This is a genomic window from Pseudomonas sp. S2_A05, assembly GCF_054668485.1.
The window spans coordinates 558,123-577,088 of sequence record NZ_CP162775.1; the positions used below are offsets into that span (position 1 = coordinate 558,123).

The window sequence follows — 18,966 nt, forward strand, 5'->3', positions numbered from 1 at the left end:
TTTCCGCCATCGCATACCGGGCGTTAGATCGGAACATGCTTAGAAGCGTTGCGCTAAAAGTGAAATATCAGGCAATAAAAAGCCCCGCTTTTCAGCAGGGCTTTGCTTTTGCAGCCTGTCCGGCTTTCAGGCAACCAGTGCCTGACGGGTACGCTCGATCACGGCCTGCAGCGGTTCGGCGCTGGAGTATTGATCGGGGTACAGACGCTCGCTGTGACGAGCGATACCGTGTTCATTGACTACGGTGAAGCTGAAGCAGCCTTTGCGAGCGGCCATGATCAGGCAGTTCATTGGAGCAAAAGCGTTGGTTAGGGTGCGAATGGCATCCTGAGTCTGGATTTGAGTAGACATAGTTATTAGGTGTTCCTACAAATGACACGGATAAGAACCGTGCAACGTTAAAACGTTCCAGTAACGTTGATCACCATTGATCGAACGAAGAACCCGACTGGAACAAAGCAGCCAGTTTGAAGCGCTGATAAGTGAGCGCGCTTGGGCTGGCAGGTAGGTACTTAGGAGGACAGGCATCACAGCGAGGGCAAAGGTTCTGGGCCCGGGGTGAAGATCCTGATCAATTTGCAGGTTGGTTCGGTCAGAGTAAGTGTTCTTCGCAACGCCCTTTGCTTTCGTTCAAAGGCAGCGTCGTCGCAAAAGTTACCTGGAAACCATCGAGGGGTCGTTCCCGCTTTTTTCGGCAGTGTCTTCCTGTTGGAAGTTGACCGTGGGAGATGTTCGACCGGAATTGACTTTCAGCTTGGTACTAACGCCGCGGATAGTAACGGATCCGTTCGGGCGAAGCAAACCCCACGTCAAAAAAACTTCACAGGGAATGGTCGGGTCGCACCGTCCGTCGGCGTGCATGCTTTTCGCAGAGCCTTTCGGTCGCTCGTAGCTGCGCAAAATGACCCGAAAAAGCGCACGCATATAACCGGCTCACAGGTACTTGTGCACATTAGTTGCGCAGAGCGTAACGCAACTGTCACATCGATCCTGACTCCAGTCACTGCCTGTATCAAAAGTTTAAGTCAATGAAAAATATCGTCTTTTTTTGTTGGTGAAAAAATCGTCAGTTTGACTGCGAGCCCCATTCCATAAGGCTTTGCGAGGATCACAGAGCGGTTGTCCACTGACTTATCCACAGCTTCTGTGGATTGTCCCTAGCGCTTGCTCTAGGACGGGCGTGCCGGGTTTTTTTCGACTTTACCTGTAAGAAAAAGAGAGTAAAGTGGCGCGCCTTCCGATCTGTCCCGCAGTGCTTTATGAAGTTTCGCTCAGTATCAGACTCTGTTACCTCCAATCCGACCTCTGTTACCGCTCCCAAGCGTTTTTCCGTACGTGTGGCTGAGTGGCTGCTCGATGCGCCGCGCCTGAGCGACAGCCCCAGCGCCAAACACCTCGCGGGCCGCCTGCTCAAGCAACCGGCCCGTGAAGGTGTAGTCGCTGCGCAAAGCCGTCTCGGCCAATTGATCTGCCGTGAGTGCGGCAATGCCCGTGACCGGCGTATCGGTCAGGAGCTGCTGCGTCAGGCCGCCCGCGCCGGTGACCGTCGCGCACAGCAGGAACTCGGTCTGATCGAAGACTGAGCTGTCCAAGCCCAGACACCTTGGTTAACCTTCAGGCTTTATCCGATTGGCAGGAGTCGCTATGGCTATGGACTTGACCAGCATATTGCTTGGTCTTGCGGCAGCAGGGGTGCCGCTGCTGGCGCTGGCCTGGCAACTGCAACGCCGGGCCGGCAATGCCCAGGCCGATCTGGCCTTGCTCGAGGAGCGCCTGGCGATGGCGCAACTGGCCCAGGACGGCCTCACCGCGCAGCTTGAAGCGAGCCGCGATGAAATCGCCGATCTCGGCCAGGCCAATGCCGCCAAACAGGCAGACCTCGCCGCCCTGCGCCGCGAAGTTGAATTGCTGCAGATCGAGCGCGATGACGCCCGCGACGCCTCCCACGCCTGGAACCTCGAACGCGCCAACAAGGACGCTGAGTTGCGCCGCCTCGACGCCCAAGCGGCCTCGCTGAGTGCCGAACTGCGAGAGCAACAGGAAAGCCATCAACAACGTCTCAACGACCTGCAAGGCTCGCGCGATGAGTTGCGTGCGCAATTCGCCGAGCTGGCCGGCAAGATCTTCGATGAGCGTGAGCAGCGCTTTGCCGAAACCAGCCAGCAGCGGCTCGGGCAGTTACTCGATCCGTTGAAAGAACGCATCCAGTCCTTTGAAAAACGCGTGGAAGAAAGCTATCAGGCCGAAGCCCGCGAGCGCTTCTCGCTGGCCAAGGAGCTGGAGCGTTTGCAGGCATTGAACCTGCGCCTGAGCGACGAAGCGACCAACCTGACTCGCGCGCTCAAGGGCCAGAAAACCCAAGGCAATTGGGGCGAACTGATCCTCGAGCGCGTTCTTGAGCATGCAGGTCTGGAGAAGGGCCGCGAGTACCAGACCCAGGTCAATCTCAAAGGCCCGGACGGGGAACGCTTCCAGCCCGATGTGATCATTTATCTGCCCGGCGACAAGCAGGTGGTGGTCGATTCGAAAGTCAGCCTCACGGCCTATCAACAATATGTTGCGGCTGATGACGACACGTTGGGGCAGATCGCGATTAAGCAGCACGTGTTGTCGCTGCGCAATCACGTCAAAGGTCTGGCCGGCAAGGATTACAAGCGCCTGGAAGGCCTGCACAGCCTCGATTTCGTTTTGTTGTTCGTACCGATCGAAGCGGCATTTTCCGCTGCGTTACAGGCTGAGCCGTCGCTGTTTCAGGACGCTTTCGACCGCAATATCGTGATCGTCAGCCCGACTACGCTGCTGGCCACGCTGCGGGTGATCGACAGTTTGTGGAAGCAGGAACGGCAGAGCCAGAATGCCCGGGAAATCGCTGAGCGGGCGGGTTGGCTGTACGACAAGTTCGTGTTGTTTATTCAGGATCTGGACGAAGTGGGCAATCGTCTGCAGCAACTGGACAAGGCTTACAGCTCAGCGCGCAATAAGCTGACAGAGGGGCGCGGTAATCTGGTCAGCCGCAGTGAGCAGTTGAAGTTGCTCGGTGCGCGGGCGAGCAAGAGCTTGCCGGCGGATTTGCTGGAGCGGGCGATGACGGATGTTGATGGGTTGGTTGAGTTGCCTGAGTAGGCGTCGTTTTTTGGGCTGATTTTGGGGGCATATCCGTTGCTGCGGGCGTGGCGGCTGGCGGTTTCGCCTGACGGCGACTTACTTTTTTACAAGCGCCTAAAAAAGTAAGCAAAAAACGCTAGCTCCTGCGTTCGGCCCTCGCAGGCTCGGGTTCCTTCGCTCCGGGATCGATCCGGGCGCAGCGGCTCCGGTTTGCTTCGCTGCACCTACACTCGCTGTGTCTGGCTGCGCCAGACGGTCGCTGCGCTCCCACGCCCGGATCAATCCCTCCACTCAGCCTTCCGACGTCGCCGGTGGATCAAGATCAAAAGCACTCGAGCTTGCGCTCATTGTTGAGTGGGGCGGCTGCGCCGCGGGCAGCTTCGCTGCTTTGCTTTTCTGTGGGAGCGAGCCTGCTCGCGAAGGCAATCTGCCGACCAACCATTCCACTCAGATATCGACGGTCCAACTGTAGGAGCTGCCGAAGGCTGCGATCTTTTGCTCTTGCTCTTGCTCTTGCTCTTGCTCTTGCTCTTGCTCTTGCTCTTGCTGTTCTGTGGGAGCGAGCCTGCTCGCGAAGGCGTCTGCAAGGTCACCTTCTACAACGGCAAATACCGACTCAACAGTGCCCGCAACGCTGCCGGCTTCACCGGTTTGGCCAGGTAATCCAGGCCCGCGGCATGCACTTGCGCTACGGTCTCCGGGCGTCCATCCGCGCTGATTACCACGCCGGGTACCGGCTCGCCCAGGCGCGTGCGCAACCAGGCCATCAGCTCTGTGCCGGTATCGCCGTGGTCGAGGTGATAGTCGACCAGCGCCAGTTGCGGCCGCACACCTTCATTCAATATCGCTGCGCATTCTTCGCGATTGCGCGCCGTCCATACCTGGCACCCCCAGCGGCTCAGCAGGCTGTTCATGCCGATCAGGATGCTGTCTTCGTTATCGATGCACAGCACCTGCGCGCCGCTGAGCATTTTGCTGTTTGGTTCGATCGAGGCGCTCGCCGCAGGCGTTTGCGCGCGCGCCAGCGGTACCGTGACGCTGAACACACTGCCGCGCCCCGGCCAGGAGCGAACGCGCAGGGTGTGCCCGAGCACGCGGCACAAGCCGTCGGCGATCGCCAGACCCAGGCCCAGACCTTTTTCGGCGCGGGTCTGGTGGCTGTCGAGGCGTTTGAATTCTTCGAAAATCACTTGTTGTTTGTCTTCCGGAATCCCCGGGCCGCGATCCCAGACTTCCAGACATAACTCACCACCGCGCCGACGCACGCCCAGCAGCACTGGGCCTTTGGCGTAGCGGAACGCGTTGGTGAGGAAATTCTGCAGAATCCGCCGCAGCAGTTTGATGTCGCTGTCGATGCGCAATTGACTGCCGCGCACCCGGAACGTGAGCTTTTGCTCTTGGGCCAGCGCCTTGAACTCCGCGCCTAGGGTGTCGAACAGTTCATTGACGACGAACGCTTTGCGGTCCGGGTTGATCTTGCCGTTTTCCAGGCGCGATATGTCCAGTAGATCGCTGATCAGGTCTTCCGCCGAACGCAACGAGCTGTCGAGGTGTTGCACCAGCTGCTGCGCCTCTGCGCTCAAGCCTTCGTTCTGGTGGGAGAGGGCGGCGGAGAACAGTCGCGCGGCGTTCAGCGGTTGCATCAAGTCGTGGCTGACGGCGGCGAGGAAGCGGGTTTTCGACTGGTTGGCCGCCTCGGCATTGCCCTTGGCTTCGGTGAGCGCGACGTTGAGTTGCGACAGTTCCTGGGTGCGCTCGCTGACCCGTTGTTCCAGCCCTTCGTTGGCCTCGGTCAGCGCCTGTTCGGCTTCGCGGAACGCGGTAATGTCGGTGAAGCTCATGACAAATCCGCCGCCGGGCATCGGGTTGCCGATCAGCTCGATCACCCGGCCATTGGGGAACAGCCGTTCGGAAGTGTGTGCGCGGCCCTGACGCATCCAGTGCAAGCGTCGCGCGACGTGCACTTCCGCTTCGCCAGGGCCGCACAAACCGCGTTCGGCGTTGTAGCGAATGATGTCGGCAATCGGCCGGCCGACGCTGATCAGGCCGTCGGGGTAGTTGAACAGCTCCAGATAACGCCGGTTCCACGCCACCAGTTTCAGCGACTGGTCGACCACGCTGATGCCCTGGGTGATGTTCTCGATCGCGCCTTGCAGCAGGGCGCGGTTGAACTGCAGCACTTCCGAGGCTTCGTCAGCGATTCGGACTACGTCCTCCAACTGCATTTCCCGACCTTCGATGGCGGCCTTTACTACGGCGCGCGTCGAAGAGGCGCCAAGGACACCGGCGAGCAAGCGTTCGGTGTGGGCAATCCATTCGCTGTCGGCGTTCTGGTTGGGGTTGAAACCCTTGCCCTGACGGTAGGCGAAGCGAATGAAGCTCTGCCGCGCACGTTCTTCGCCGACGAAACGCGCCGCCAGTTGCAGCAGATCGTCGATCTGCACCGCCAGCATCGAACGGGCATTAGGCCGCGCGCTGATTTCCTGACCGATGAAGCGCCCGGCTTGCCAGTGCTCGGAAACGCGCGTGCGCGACAGCACCGAGACCCAGGCGAACAGGGTGAAATTACCGGCCAGCGACAGCACCACGCCTTGGGTCAACGGGGTGATCGGCAGGTTCAGCGGATTGCTGTGCAGCCACGCCAAGCCGGGGAAGCTCGCCAGTGACCAGCCGAGACTGTGCGCGGCAATCGGCAGCACCAGCGTGTAAAACCACAGAAACGTCCCGGTAGCGAGCCCGGCGAACACGCCACGGCGGTTGGCCTGTTTCCAGTACAGCGCGCCAAGCATGGCCGGCGCCAGTTGCGTTACCGCCGCGAAGGCGATCTGGCCGATGGTCGCCAGGCTCGCGGTCGAGCCGAGCAAGCGATAACTGACGTAGGCCAGCAGCAGAATCACCACGATGCTCACGCGGCGCACCGAGAGCATCCACTGGCGGAACACCTCGAACGGGCGCTCGGCGTTGTTGCGCCGCAACAGCCACGGCAGCAGCATGTCGTTGGAGACCATGGTCGACAGTGCGACGCTGGCGACAATCACCATGCCGGTCGCTGCCGATGCGCCGCCGATAAACGCCAGCATCGCCAGCGCCGGATGGGCCTGGGCCAGCGGCAGGCTGATCACGAACGAGTCGGGCAGTACATCGCTGGGCAGCATCATCTGACCGGCAAGGGCGATCGGGACTACAAACAGTGCGGCCAGAGCCAGATAGGCGGGGAAGACCCATTTCGCCAGTCGCAGATCCTGCGGGTCGATGTTCTCCACCACGGTCACGTGAAATTGCCGGGGCAGGCAGATGATCGCCATCATCGCCACGCCGGTCTGCACCACCATCGACGGCCAATTAATCGTTTCCTTCCAGTACGCCTCAAGGCGCGGGGCGAGCATCGCCTGATTGAACAGGTCGTCGAAACCGTCATACAGCCCGTACGTGACGAAGGCGCCGACGGCGAGGAAGGCGAACAGCTTGACCAGCGATTCGAACGCGATCGCCAGCACCATGCCACGGTGGTGTTCGGTGGCGTCGAGGTTGCGCGTACCGAAAACGATGGTGAACAACGCCAGCACCAGCGACACGATCAGCGCCGTGTCCTGGGCGCGGGTGCCCATGGCATCGGCGCCGGCGCCGATCAACAGGTTCACGCCAAGGACAATGCCTTTGAGTTGCAGGGCGATGTAGGGCAAGACGCCGACGAGACAAATCAGCGCCACCACCACCGCCAGCGATTGCGACTTACCGTAGCGCGCGGCGATGAAGTCGGCGATGGAGGTGATGTTCTCCTGTTTGCTGATCATCACCATTTTCTGCAGGACCCACGGCGCGCCGACCAGCAGCAGGATCGGCCCGAGGTAGATCGGCAGGAATGACCACAGTTGTTCCGCCGCCTGACCGACCGCGCCGAAGAACGTCCAACTGGTGCAGTAAACCGCCAGCGACAGGCTGTACACCCAGGCGCGCACCCGTGGCGGCAACGGCGTGCTGCGACGGTCGCCGTAGAAGGCGATGGCGAACATGATGGCCATGTAGGCCAGGGCAACGACGGCGATCAGCCCGGTGGACAACGACATGCAGCACTCCCGACAAAAGACTCCCCGGCACTCCTGCCCGGGCGGACAGTCTCGCACGCGCGCGACGGTTAGTCAGTGTCGACCAAGGTCGTGGCGTGGCGGGGTGTCGCAGGCGGGGTACCGGGTGGTTTTTGTGGTGCCCGGGCGGGCCTCTTCGCGAGCAGGCTCGCTCCCACTTTCTGGAATGCATTCCCTTGTGGGAGCGAGCCTGCTCGCGAAGGCGTCAGTCCTGCCGCAATGCAATATCGATCAACCGATGCAACTCATCCACCTCCAGCGCCGTGGCCGAAAACAGAATCCGGAACACCACCGGCGCCACCACCAGATTGATCAAGCGGTCGACACTCGGTGTGTTTTCATCCGGATAGCGATCGACAATGGTCTGCAACTGCGCACCGATGATCGCCACGCAATAGCCGGGCGTAGCGCTGGCCTGCACGTCGCGCATCATGTTGCGCCCGACCTCCGAGCTCATCTCGTCGAGATATTGCTCGGCCCAGGCGCGGATATCGCCGCGCAGGCTGCCAGTGTTCGCCGGCTCGCTGTCCGGGCGCATGCGGGCGAGGGCGACGTCCGCCAGCAACGCCGCCAGATCACCCCAGCGGCGGTAGATCGTCGACGGCGTAACCCCCGCGCGGGCGGCAATCTGCGGGACGGTCACGGTGGAACGTTCCTGCTCTTGCAGCAGCGCATTGACCGCCGAATGAATCGACTCCTGCACCCGGGCACTGCGGCCACCGGGGCGTAAACCTTCTTTAATAGCCATGCGGCAGACCTTAACACAAAGAATTTGCTTTAAGCGCTGGGCGGTAGCACACTCCGCAAAAGCAAAAAATTAGCTTTTGCGGAGTATGCCCATGACCAGCCCCTTGAATAGTGTCGCTTCCCACCGGTCCAGCTTGTGGTTTCTGGCGATCACCTTACTCAGTTTTCTCGCCGCTTCCACCGCTCCGACGCCGTTGTATCACTTGTATCAGGATCAGCTGCATTTCTCGGCAGCGATGTTGACGCTGATCTTCGCCGTTTACGCTTTCAGTCTGTTGGCGGCGTTGCTGACGGTTGGTTCGCTTTCCGACCATCTCGGACGCAAACCGGTGATCTTCAGTGCAGTGCTGCTCAATGCGCTGGCGATGCTGCTGTTCATTTATGCCGACAGCGTGTCGTGGTTGATCAGCGCACGGGTGCTGCAAGGTTTCGCCACCGGCATGGCCACTGCCGTATTGAGTGCAACGCTGCTCGACACCGACCGTCAGCAGGGGCCGCTGATCAACAGTGTCGCGCCGTTACTCGGGATGGCTTTGGGCGGTTTGGGCTGTGGCTTGCTGGCAGAATTCGCACCAGCGCCGTTGCAGCTGACCTATTGGTTACTGTTGGCACTGTTTGTGTTGCAAGGCGTGTATGTCTGGCGCCTGCCGGAAAGTGTCTCGCGGCAAGGTGGGGCGCTGGCGTCTTTGCGACCGACTTTGCACGTGCCGGTGCAAGCGCGATCGACGTTGTGGCGAGTGCTGCCGCTGAACACCGCAACCTGGGCGCTCGGAGGTTTTTATGCCTCGCTGGCACCGTCGTTGGTGCGCACCGCCACTGGCTCTACCTCCAATCTGATCGGCGGCGCTACGGTCGCGGCGCTCACCGTGACCGGTGCGTTGATGATTTTCATGATGCGCAATCGTCCGGCCGCTCAGGCGCTGCGGCTGGGCGCGAGCTTGCTGCCGATCGGGCTAGTGCTGATTCTGCTCGGTGTGCATGGCGCCAGTCTGTCGCTGTTTTTCTTTGGCACCCTGATCGCCGGTTGCGGCTTCGGTTCGGGTTTCCTCGGTGCGGTGCGCAGTCTGGTGTCGCTGGCCTCGCCACACGAGCGAGCCGGATTGATGTCGGCGTATTACGTGCTCAGTTATCTGGCGTTCTGTTTGCCGGCGTTGCTGGCCGGGCACCTGGCGCGCAGTTTCGGGTTGCTGGCGACCACTGATGGTTACGGCGTTGTATTGATCGTGCTGGCCGTGGCTGCGCTGCTGCTCAGTCTGCGTCCGCAGACCGGCAGAGTTTGCAACGCTCCTTAAGCGCGTGTAGATCTTATCTGCAAAACAGATAACAGTTAGAGATATTACCCGTTATATCGATATTCGATTCGGATCTACCATGGACTCAACCTCACCAGAGGACAGGAGTTCATGATGATTTGCCCTAACAGTGTCACCCCCGGCTACAAACCTTTCAGCCAGCTTCAGCATCCGCGTGAAGTGATCCGCCAGTTCACGCCGAACTGGTTCGCCGCGACCATGGGCACCGGTGTGTTGGCATTGGCGCTGGCCCAGTTGCCGCTGGCCATTCCCGGATTGCGCGCTGTGGCCGAAGGGCTGTGGTTGTTCAACATTCTCTTGTTCAGCCTGTTTACCGCTGCCTACGCCGCGCGCTGGATTCTGTTCTTTGACGAGGCGCGGCGGATTTTCGGTCATTCCACTGTGTCGATGTTCTTCGGCACCATTCCCATGGGCCTGGCGACGATCATCAACGGCTTTCTGTTGTTCGGGCTGCCGCGCTGGGGCGACGGTGTCATTCAGCTCGTTGAAGTGTTGTGGTGGATCGATGTAGCGATGTCGCTGGCCTGCGGTGTGTTGATTCCGTACATGATGTTTACCCGTCAGGAACACAGCATCGATCAGATGACTGCGGTCTGGTTGCTGCCGGTGGTGGCGGCGGAAGTAGCAGCGGCCAGCGGCGGTTTGCTCGCCCCGCATCTGACCGACGCCCATGGGCAACTCGTCGTACTGACCACCAGCTATGTGCTCTGGGCTTTCTCCCTGCCGGTGGCGTTCAGCATTCTGACCATCCTGTTGTTGCGCATGGCTCTGCACAAGCTACCCCACGAAAACATGGCCGCGTCGAGCTGGCTCGCCCTCGGTCCGATCGGCACCGGTGCCCTGGGCATGTTGCTGTTGGGCGGTGAGGCGCCAGCGATTTTTGCCGCGAATGGTCTGCCCGGCGTTGGTGAAATCGCCTCAGGATTAGGGCTGGTGGCAGGGATCACCCTGTGGGGTTTTGGTCTGTGGTGGATGTTGATGGCGCTGCTGATCACCGTGCGTTATCTGCGTGACGGCATTCCGTTCAACCTCGGCTGGTGGGGCTTCACCTTCCCATTGGGCGTGTATTCGCTGGCGACGCTGAAACTGGCAAGTATCCTCAACCTGACATTTTTCAGTGTGATCGGTACGGCGCTGGTGATTTTGTTGGCGGCAATGTGGCTGATCGTCGGCAAGCGCACCGTGCAGGGCGCGTGGCGTGGCGAGCTGTTTGTCTCGCCGTGTATTGCAGGTTTGAAGAAATAATCCGAAAAGTTTAGGTAAGGTGTGGCCTGGATCGTGGTGCGGGATTCCAATAACAAGCACCCAGGCCTCACTACCTAACATCAGGAAACACGGAAGATGAGTCACCCCTCACAGTTCAACCTGTTGCGCACCCGGCGCTTTTTGCCCTTCTTTATTACCCAGTCGCTCGGCGCGTTTAACGACAATGTGTTCAAGCAGTCGTTGATCCTCGCCATCCTCTATCGGCTGACCATCGAGGGCGATCGCTCGATCTGGGTCAACCTCTGCGCGCTGCTGTTTATCCTGCCGTTTTTCCTGTTCTCGGCGCTGGCCGGGCAGTTCGGGGAAAAATTCGCCAAGGACGCGCTGATCCGTCTGATCAAACTCGCGGAAATCGCCATCATGGCCGTAGGATCGATCGGCTTCCTCTTCGATCATCTGTCGCTGATGCTGGTGGCGCTGTTCGCCATGGGCACGCACTCGGCGCTGTTCGGCCCGGTGAAGTATTCGATCCTGCCGCAGGCCTTGCGCGACGATGAACTGGTCGGCGGCAACGGTCTGGTGGAAATGGGCACGTTTCTGGCGATTCTCGCCGGGACCATCGGCGCCGGGATCATGATGTCGACCGAGCACTACGCGCCGGTAGTCTCCGCCGCGATCGTCGGCATTGCCGTGCTGGGTTATCTGGCCAGCCGCAGTATTCCGCGCGCGGCGGCCTCGTCGCCGGAAATGCGCCTGAACTGGAATATCTTCAGTCAGTCCTGGGCGACGTTGAAACTCGGTCTGGGCCAGACGCCTGCGGTGTCGCGCTCGATTGTCGGCAACTCGTGGTTCTGGTTCGTCGGGGCTATCTATCTGACGCAGATCCCGGCCTACGCCAAGGAATGGATGCACGGTGACGAAACCGTGGTCACGCTGATCCTGACCGTGTTCTCGGTGGGCATCGCGCTGGGTTCGATGCTCTGCGAGAAGCTCTCCGGGCGCAAAGTCGAGATCGGTCTGGTGCCGTTTGGCTCGTTTGGCCTGACCGTGTTCGGCCTGTTGCTGTGGTGGCATTCCGGTGGGATCCCGGACAGCGTCAGCGGCCATAGCTGGATTGCGGTGCTCGGCTTCGTGCACACCTGGGCGGTGTTGATCGACATTCTTGGCCTCGGCATTTTCGGTGGCTTCTATATTGTCCCGCTGTACGCGCTGATCCAGTCGCGTACGGCTGAAAACGAACGCGCGCGGGTGATTGCCGCCAACAACATTCTCAACGCGTTGTTTATGGTGGTGTCGGCGATTGTTTCGATCGCGTTGTTGAGCGTCGCCAAGCTGTCGATCCCGCAACTGTTCCTGGTGGTGTCGCTGCTGAACATCGGCGTCAACGCCTACATCTTCAAGATCGTTCCGGAATTCAGCATGCGCTTCATGATCTGGCTGCTCAGCCATTCCATGTACCGCGTCGAACATCGCAACCTTGAAGCGATCCCGGACGAGGGCGCGGCGCTGCTGGTGTGCAACCATGTGTCGTTCGTCGACGCCTTGCTGATCGGCGGGGCGGTGCGTAGGCCGATTCGCTTTGTCATGTACTACAAGATCTACAACTTGCCGGTGCTGAACTTCATCTTTCGCACGGCGGGCGCTATTCCGATTGCCGGACGCCAGGAAGATATCCAGATCTACGAAAAAGCCTTTACCCGCATCGCTCAGTATTTGAGGGACGGTGAGCTGGTGTGTATTTTCCCGGAAGGCAAATTGACCGCCGATGGCGAGATCAACGAGTTTCGCGGCGGCGTGACGCGGATTCTCGAAGAGACCCCGGTGCCGGTGATTCCGCTGGCGCTGCAAGGATTGTGGGGGAGTTTCTTCAGTCGCGATCCGAACAAGGGCTTGTTCCATCGCTTGTGGTCGCGGGTGACGCTGGTGGCGGGGCCGGCTATTACCGAAGGGACCGAGCCGGCGAAGTTGCAGGTGTTGGTGGGGGAGTTGCGCGGATCCGTCAGATAGTTGTTGACTGGACGGCCCTCATCGCTGGCAAGCCAGCTCCCACAGGTTCGATGGTGTACACCAATCTTGTGGGAGCTGGCTTGCCAGCGATGGGGCCGGTGGCTTAAGCGCTGACCTTGAGCCCGATCAACCCGGTAACGATCAACGCCACACTGACCAGTCGAATCAGCGCCATTGATTCGCCAAACAAAATGATCCCGGCGATCACCGTGCCCACCGCACCTACGCCGGTCCAGATCGCATAAGCCGTACCCAATGGCAATTCCTTCATCGCCAAGCCCAATAGACCCAGACTGATGGCCATGGCGGCAACGGTCAGGGCGGTGGGAAGCGGGCGGGTGAAGCCGTCGGTGTATTTCAGGCCAACGGCCCAGCCGACTTCGAACAGGCCGGCGCAAAACAGAATGATCCAGGACATGCAGGACCTCCATCGATTGACGGGGTCGTCCCCAGATGAATGACTCGAGCGAGCCGCAGGGTCGTCCCCGCGTTGCGCAATATAGTGACGAGCATTAACCCGGGGATCAAGTTTTCAGCCTCAATCGGCAGCCCGTTGCGCGAGGTTGTCGCGGTCTTCCTTTTCGCTCATGCGCCGGAAGTACGTCGATAGCAGTGCTCCGGAAATATTGTGCCAAACGCTGAACAGCGCGCTCGGCACCGCCGCCAGTGGCGAAAAGTGCGCACTGGCCAATGCCGCGCCCAGTCCCGAATTCTGCATGCCGACCTCCAGTGCCAGCGACTTGCGCTGAGCCAGAGGCAAGCCGAACAGGCGTCCGGTGAAGTAGCCGAGCAGATAACCGAAGCTGTTGTGCAGCATCACCACGGCCATGATCAACAGGCCGGACTCGGCGATTTTCGCCTGACTGGCCGCCACCACGGCGGTGACGATAATCACGATGCTGACCACCGATACCAGCGGCAACACATCCACCGCATGCCGCACCTTGTCGCCGAGCAGACGCTGCGCGACCACGCCGAGAACGATCGGCAACAGCACCACTTGCAGGATCGACCAGAACAGCTCCATGAACGATACCGGCAGCCACGCCGAGGCCAGCAGCCAGATCAGCGCCGGGGTCAACAGTGGGGCGAGGAGGGTAGTGACCGCGGCAATCGCCACTGAAAGCGCCAGATCACCGCGTGCCAGCCAGGTCATCACGTTCGAAGAGGTGCCGCTCGGGCAGCAGCCGACCAGAATCACCCCGACGGCGATTTCCGGCGGCAGGTGAAACACCTGGCAGAGCAACCACGCTACACCGGGCATGATCACGAAATGCGCAACCACGCCCAGCGCCACCCGCCACGGATGGCGAGCGACGGCAGCGAAGTCGTCGAGCTTGAGGGTCAGGCCCATGCCGAACATCACCAGACCCAGCAGCGGTACGATCGCGCTTTTCAGGCCAATGAACCACGCCGGTTGCAGGAAGGCCACGACGGCGAATATCAGAACCCAGTAAGCGAAGGTATTGCCGACAAAGCGGCTGAGTGCAGCCAGTGCGCGCATGGCTTGATCCTTATTATTGGTTACACCACAAAACATTGTGGGAGCGAGCCTGCTCGCGAAAGCGGTGAGCCAGATACATTAATGTTGCTGGCGCACCGCATTCGCGAGCAGGCTCGCTCCCACAGGTTAGATGCTCGTCAGAGTCAGATCCCCTGCGGCATCTCTTCCCCACCCAACGCTTCAACCAGCGCCGGCAGGAAGTCGCCGAAGGTCAGCATCATCAGGGTGAAGCTGGCATCCAGTTGGCCCAGGGCTTCGTCGCCACCGTCCTGTTCCGCCTGATCCTGCAGCAGATCCTCGAATTTCAGGCGCTTGACGGTCATCTTGTCGTCGAGCATGAACGACAGTTTGTCCTGCCAGGCCAGCGACAGCTGAGTGACGACTTTGCCGGTGCTCAGGTGCAGCTGGATTTCTTCGCTGGTCAGGTCCTGACGCTTGCAACGGACAATGCCGCCGTCTTCGTGGGTGTCGCGCAGTTCGCACTCGTCCAGTACATAGAAATCGTCGGCGGCTTTCTGTGTGGTGACCCACTCGGTCATCACCGCAGTCGGTGCCATTTTCACGGTCAGCGGACGCACGGGCAGGGTGCCGATCACTTCGCGCAGCGTCGACAGCAGGTCTTCGGCGCGTTTCGGGCTGGCCGAGTTGACCAGGATCAGGCCCTGTTTCGGCGCGATCGCGGCGAAGGTCGACGAACGACGGATGAACGCGCGCGGCAGAAACGCCTGGATAATTTCATCCTTGATCTGGTCGCGTTCCTTCTTATAGACCTTGCGCATCTGCTCGGCTTCGATCTCTTCGACCTTTTCCTTGACCGCGTCACGCACCACGCTGCCCGGCAGAATACGTTCTTCTTTACGCGCAGAGATCAGCAGGAAATCGCCGCTGACATGCACCAGCGGCGCATCTTCGCCCTTGCCGAATGGTGCGACGAAACCGTAAGTGGTCAGCTCCTGGCTTGCACACGGCCGCGCCAGTTTGGTCGCCAGTGCAGTTTCCAGCGCCTCGGCATCGACAGGCAGGTCTTGGGTCAGGCGATAGATCAGCAGGTTCTTGAACCACATGGGGCGAGTCACTCCTTTATACAAAGGGGGGCATTATTGTCTTCGCCGGGGCATAGGCCAACCCTTCTCTAAGCCTTTGGAAGGCCTCGGAAAATTATTTAAAAAAGTGCTTGCCAGAGGTTGGGGTGCTCCGTAGAATGCGCGCCACACCGAAGCGAAGGGTGATTAGCTCAGCTGGGAGAGCGTCTGCCTTACAAGCAGAATGTCGGCGGTTCGATCCCGTCATCACCCACCATTCGTTTCAAGTGTTTAGCGCAGCGGTAGTTCAGTCGGTTAGAATACCGGCCTGTCACGCCGGGGGTCGCGGGTTCGAGTCCCGTCCGCTGCGCCATATTCGGTAACCTGGACCACTGAACGCCAGGTAACCACGGAAAAACCCGCTGATGCGGGTTTTTTTCTGTCTCAAGGTTGTACCCGCGGGATGTATCGTTTCACCGGTTTTCAGATTTTTTTGAAAAATATTCAATTAAATCAACACTTTACGAAAACTTGTGGCATAATGCGCCCCGTAACGAAGCGAAGGGTGATTAGCTCAGCTGGGAGAGCGTCTGCCTTACAAGCAGAATGTCGGCGGTTCGATCCCGTCATCACCCACCATTCGTTTCAAGCGTTTCGCGCAGCGGTAGTTCAGTCGGTTAGAATACCGGCCTGTCACGCCGGGGGTCGCGGGTTCGAGTCCCGTCCGCTGCGCCATATTCGGTATCTGGAACTGAACGCCAGACACCACAAAAAGCCCGCCTTGTGCGGGCTTTTTTGCTGTCTGCGATTTATGAAATCGCCGCGCTACTGCGCCGCATTGCGGACATGCCGATAATCGCTCACCGCCTCATACACCGCCCTGCGCAAGCGATTGATCCCGCCAATCGGCCGATGCGCGTCGATGCCGAACCAAGGATTGAACGACAGATTGTCGCATTGCAGATTCAGCGCCGGCGTATCGAAGTCCTGCGCGGGCAGGGTGATCCGCGCCACCGTTGCAAACGGCGCATCCTGCTCACGCCACTCAATGCTGGTGTCTTCGATCGGCATGTACTTGTTCGCGTCCTGGCGCTGGATCTGCAAGGCGAAACACGCCGGCACCCGATCCGTGGATAACTGTTGATTCAGTGCACTGCGCAGAAAATTCGGCAAGTCGTGATTCTGTTTGGGCAAGGTATACGCCGGGCACCGCTCCGGATCCGGCACGACGCGGAATTTCGCATTGGCCTCACCGAACTTGTAGGGTGATACAGAGAAATATGTAGTCTCGGTCGGACTGTCCGGCGGCGCTGACAGGGTTGCCAACGCGATGAATAGATGACGGACCTGCCAGGTGCGCGGATCCCACGTCGGAAAAAACGCCATGACCTTCTTGCCGTCAGCCTGCGCCGCTACATTCTGACGATACTCGGCGACATCGCTGACAAAGAAATTCGGATGGCTGAACATCACGAAATCCTGTTCATGCTGGTCCTGGCGGTTGCCGAGCAGTTGCTTGCCAGGAACCTCGAACAGCTTGATTGCCATCCCGCGCGCGTCGCGAATGCTGTCGAATTGCGGGTAGGCATTACCGTTGGACAACCGGATCAGCGCCTGCCAGGTCTTGCCCGGCTCGCTGAACACCCCCTGCCGCAGCGATTGCTCCAGTTCCGGTAACACTTGCACTTGCGCCTTCACGCAGCCATGCGCCTTGGCGTGGGCATCGCGCAGATAACGCGTGCTTTCGCGATGCTGGTCGACGATGCGCACAGCGGTTTGAATGATGTCCTGGGTCATCACCGCTTCGCCTGGTGGAATCTGTTCCTGCGCCGACACCGGCCCACGATGCTGCCAAGCGAACCACGCGGCGGCGATGGCCCAGCCGAGCAGGCCGATGATCAGCAGGATCAGCAGCGTCTTGCCAAGCAAACGCCCCAACCAGAGCCAGAAGCGAGCCAGTGGCGGCAGTTCTTTTTTGAATGTCGGCATGATCATGGCAACTGCGCCTCCAGTGGTCCGCCCAGCACTTTCAGGTATTCGAGCAGCGCCCAGCGCTCCTCTGGTTGCAGGAGGCGGCCGATCACCCCGTTGCCGCGAGCGCCAGCGCGGAATTCGTGGCCGCTGTTGTGGTTGCCGCTGATGCGCGTGTCGAACAGAAAACCGTTGGTGAAAGGCTCGGTGCGATAGCCGAGGTGGCGCGGGTCGTATTCGAGCGTGCCTTTATAGAAGGTGGTGGCGCGCTCATCCTGCGGTGACAGCAACTGATAGATGCTTGGCACCGAACCGTTGTGCAGAAACGGCGCAGTCGCCCACACGCCAGCCAGCGGTCGAGCCTTGTAAGCGACCTTCTCGCGCACGCCGATCGGCAGGCCGAAACCGTCCATGCGCGGTTTTTCTTCCGGCGTGATCTGCGCGTCGCTATAGGCACGGTTTTCCACGAACGCGGTGACGTAAGCCAGGCCCTTGGCCACCGACAATTGGCTCAGATCAAGCGGCGCTTTAGGTTCGGGGTGCAGTCTGACGTCCATTTTTTCCAACTCTTTGACATCCCATTGCAGCGCGCTCAGGTCGAAACGATGGCTGGCAACGTTGTTGGCCGCATTGGGATCGGTACCGATCACGTCTACGGGCAGCATGTGCAAGTGCTGCACCCAGCGTTCGCCTTCCTGCGATTGGCGCGGGACATGGCAGCCGACGCAGTTTTCCGCGAACAGCGCGCGGCCTTTGGCGGCCAGCGGCTTGTCGATCGCACCGAACAGATCTTCCGGCCAGGTCGGCGGCTTCAACTGCTGCAAGGTTTCTTCGATGGCGTGCAGATCGCGCACGCGCACGCTGGAGGGGTAGCGCTCAGCACCTTGCAGCGGCTGGCCGTTGCCGTCGAAGAAATTCAATGTGGCTCCGACGCCGAGCGCTTCGCCGATATTGCGCGCCATCGGCTGCTGGGCCGAGCCATTCCACTGCACCCAATCGAACGTCCACATGTCCCACAGCTGCGGATAATCCACCGGGGCATCGGCTACGCGGTAGTTGGCAGGGGAAATCGCATCGCCAAACGTCGCGTTGGCAATCCGGCCGAACGCATCGGTGCGCCCCGGGCCTTCCTCGGTCGGGTACAGGCCGCGATGGGTGTCGTTCCACGCCACTTTGACGAAGGTGTTCAGCGAGGTCTTGAACTCGCTGCGCAATTGTTCGCGGCGCGCTTCGTAATCATCTCCGAGCACCTGGCGGGCGAAGCGCTCGAACTTCCACGGGTTGTAGTAAGTCGAGGCGAGACTGGCGACCAGGGCCTGTCCGAAACTGCCACCGCGCAACGTAGGAACGCTGGAAGGCAGCACGTGCTGTGCGCTGCCGCCATCGATACGTACGGCCTGGCCTTTGATGCGCAACTCGCCGGTGTGGCAAGCGGCGCAGGTGATGTCCAGATAATGCTCCGAGGCGTTGCCGGGATTCTCGTGCCGGGCAAAACCGACGGGAAGGTTGCCGGGGTTGTTCGCGCTCGCTTTCTGCTGCGGGTCGACCAGGAAGCCGAAACGGGCGAGATATTCAGGGGAGGCGAAGCGCTGCTCGGAGAAGGGCAATTCCAATGCCTGGAACCACTCGTAACGCAGGCCTTTGACTTGCGTACCTTGGGGCGTGAAGTAGTAGGTCTGCCGTTGCTCTTCGCTCCATTGATCCAGGTAACGTACCTGTTGCGGCGGGGTGTAGAAGGGCAATTTCGGGCTGGCGACGTAATAGACGATCACCGCGAGGGCGATTATCGCCAGCACGATCACCAGAGTGAGAACGCGGAATAGAAGGCGCAAGTTAAACATCCTTGTCGAATTGTTGCGCTGTTATGCCTGAGCCATGACTGCTGGGCAAGTGGCCATTACGCCAGACGCTGAGGCAAGCTCCGATGACGCTTGTCGTCCGTGGATGACAGAAGCTTCATCCAGCCGTTGCCCAAATGCGTTTTAATCCCTGAACTTATCGGAAGA

General features: G+C 60.0%; 13 protein-coding genes and 4 tRNA genes. 9 read left to right on the forward strand and 8 right to left on the reverse strand.

The annotated features are described in order from the left end of the window. Positions 1-126: 126 nt before the first annotated feature. Complete coding sequence (locus tag AB4O12_RS02650) at positions 127-351, reverse strand: hypothetical protein (protein WP_016773719.1); 225 nt, start codon at positions 349-351, stop codon at positions 127-129. 908 nt (positions 352-1,259) lie between these two features. Here AB4O12_RS02650 and AB4O12_RS02655 point away from each other — a divergent pair. Both AB4O12_RS02655 and AB4O12_RS02660 read left to right on the forward strand, forming a co-directional pair. Then, positions 1,260-1,583, forward strand: coding sequence for an SEL1-like repeat protein (locus AB4O12_RS02655; RefSeq protein ID WP_024012181.1), 324 nt, complete (start codon positions 1,260-1,262; stop codon positions 1,581-1,583). A 175-nt stretch (positions 1,584-1,758) separates the two neighbouring features. Next, positions 1,759-3,123: a DNA recombination protein RmuC gene (locus tag AB4O12_RS02660; RefSeq protein ID WP_164488343.1), complete on the forward strand. Its 1,365-nt coding sequence runs from the start codon at positions 1,759-1,761 to the stop codon at positions 3,121-3,123. A 578-nt stretch (positions 3,124-3,701) separates the two neighbouring features. Here the strand turns inward: AB4O12_RS02660 and AB4O12_RS02665 are convergent. Then, positions 3,702-7,172 (reverse strand): hybrid sensor histidine kinase/response regulator, encoded by a 3,471-nt coding sequence (locus AB4O12_RS02665; RefSeq protein ID WP_305382481.1) that lies wholly within the window; start codon positions 7,170-7,172, stop codon positions 3,702-3,704. Between the two features lie 223 nt (positions 7,173-7,395). After that, on the reverse strand, positions 7,396-7,938 hold the full coding sequence (locus AB4O12_RS02670) for a TetR/AcrR family transcriptional regulator (RefSeq protein WP_236169115.1): 543 nt from the start codon (positions 7,936-7,938) through the stop codon (positions 7,396-7,398). Positions 7,939-8,041: 103 nt separating this feature from the next. Here AB4O12_RS02670 and AB4O12_RS02675 point away from each other — a divergent pair, with 103 nt between their 5' ends. The 3 genes from AB4O12_RS02675 (at position 8,042) to AB4O12_RS02685 (ending at position 12,463) form a co-directional block, all read left to right on the forward strand. Beyond that, on the forward strand, positions 8,042-9,229 hold the full coding sequence (locus AB4O12_RS02675) for an MFS transporter (protein WP_305383113.1): 1,188 nt from the start codon (positions 8,042-8,044) through the stop codon (positions 9,227-9,229). Between the two features lie 114 nt (positions 9,230-9,343). Further along, a complete protein-coding gene (locus AB4O12_RS02680) occupies positions 9,344-10,495 on the forward strand; it encodes a TDT family transporter (protein ID WP_305382482.1) in 1,152 nt (383 codons plus the stop codon). A gap of 96 nt (positions 10,496-10,591) precedes the next feature. Next, complete coding sequence (locus tag AB4O12_RS02685; protein ID WP_460060276.1) at positions 10,592-12,463, forward strand: MFS transporter; 1,872 nt, start codon at positions 10,592-10,594, stop codon at positions 12,461-12,463. 103 nt (positions 12,464-12,566) lie between these two features. Here AB4O12_RS02685 and sugE read toward each other — a convergent pair whose 3' ends face one another. The 3 genes from sugE to rdgC all read right to left on the reverse strand — a co-directional run bounded on the left by sugE (position 12,567) and on the right by rdgC (position 15,031). Then, complete coding sequence (gene sugE / locus AB4O12_RS02690; protein ID WP_024012188.1) at positions 12,567-12,881, reverse strand: quaternary ammonium compound efflux SMR transporter SugE; 315 nt, start codon at positions 12,879-12,881, stop codon at positions 12,567-12,569. Between the two features lie 120 nt (positions 12,882-13,001). Beyond that, on the reverse strand, positions 13,002-13,967 hold the full coding sequence (locus tag AB4O12_RS02695) for a bile acid:sodium symporter family protein (RefSeq protein ID WP_041479525.1): 966 nt from the start codon (positions 13,965-13,967) through the stop codon (positions 13,002-13,004). A gap of 143 nt (positions 13,968-14,110) precedes the next feature. Beyond that, positions 14,111-15,031, reverse strand: coding sequence for a recombination-associated protein RdgC (gene rdgC, locus AB4O12_RS02700; protein ID WP_024012190.1), 921 nt, complete (start codon positions 15,029-15,031; stop codon positions 14,111-14,113). A gap of 159 nt (positions 15,032-15,190) precedes the next feature. On the opposite strand from rdgC, the gene AB4O12_RS02705 reads away from it, so the two are divergent. From AB4O12_RS02705 to AB4O12_RS02720, 4 genes are all read left to right on the forward strand, one after another. Further along, positions 15,191-15,266, forward strand: a tRNA-Val gene (locus tag AB4O12_RS02705). Between the two features lie 19 nt (positions 15,267-15,285). Next, positions 15,286-15,362, forward strand: a tRNA-Asp gene (locus AB4O12_RS02710). A gap of 190 nt (positions 15,363-15,552) precedes the next feature. After that, positions 15,553-15,628 (forward strand) — tRNA-Val (locus AB4O12_RS02715). A 19-nt stretch (positions 15,629-15,647) separates the two neighbouring features. Further along, positions 15,648-15,724: transfer RNA gene (locus AB4O12_RS02720), tRNA-Asp, on the forward strand. A 90-nt stretch (positions 15,725-15,814) separates the two neighbouring features. Here the strand turns inward: AB4O12_RS02720 and AB4O12_RS02725 are convergent. Both AB4O12_RS02725 and AB4O12_RS02730 read right to left on the reverse strand, forming a co-directional pair. Continuing rightward, positions 15,815-16,984, reverse strand: coding sequence for a catalase family protein (locus AB4O12_RS02725; RefSeq protein WP_406228595.1), 1,170 nt, complete (start codon positions 16,982-16,984; stop codon positions 15,815-15,817). Beyond that, a complete protein-coding gene (locus tag AB4O12_RS02730) occupies positions 16,981-18,792 on the reverse strand; it encodes a di-heme-cytochrome C peroxidase (protein ID WP_460060279.1) in 1,812 nt (603 codons plus the stop codon). The genes AB4O12_RS02725 and AB4O12_RS02730 overlap by 4 nt, the downstream gene beginning before the upstream one ends. Positions 18,793-18,966: the final 174 nt, after the last annotated feature.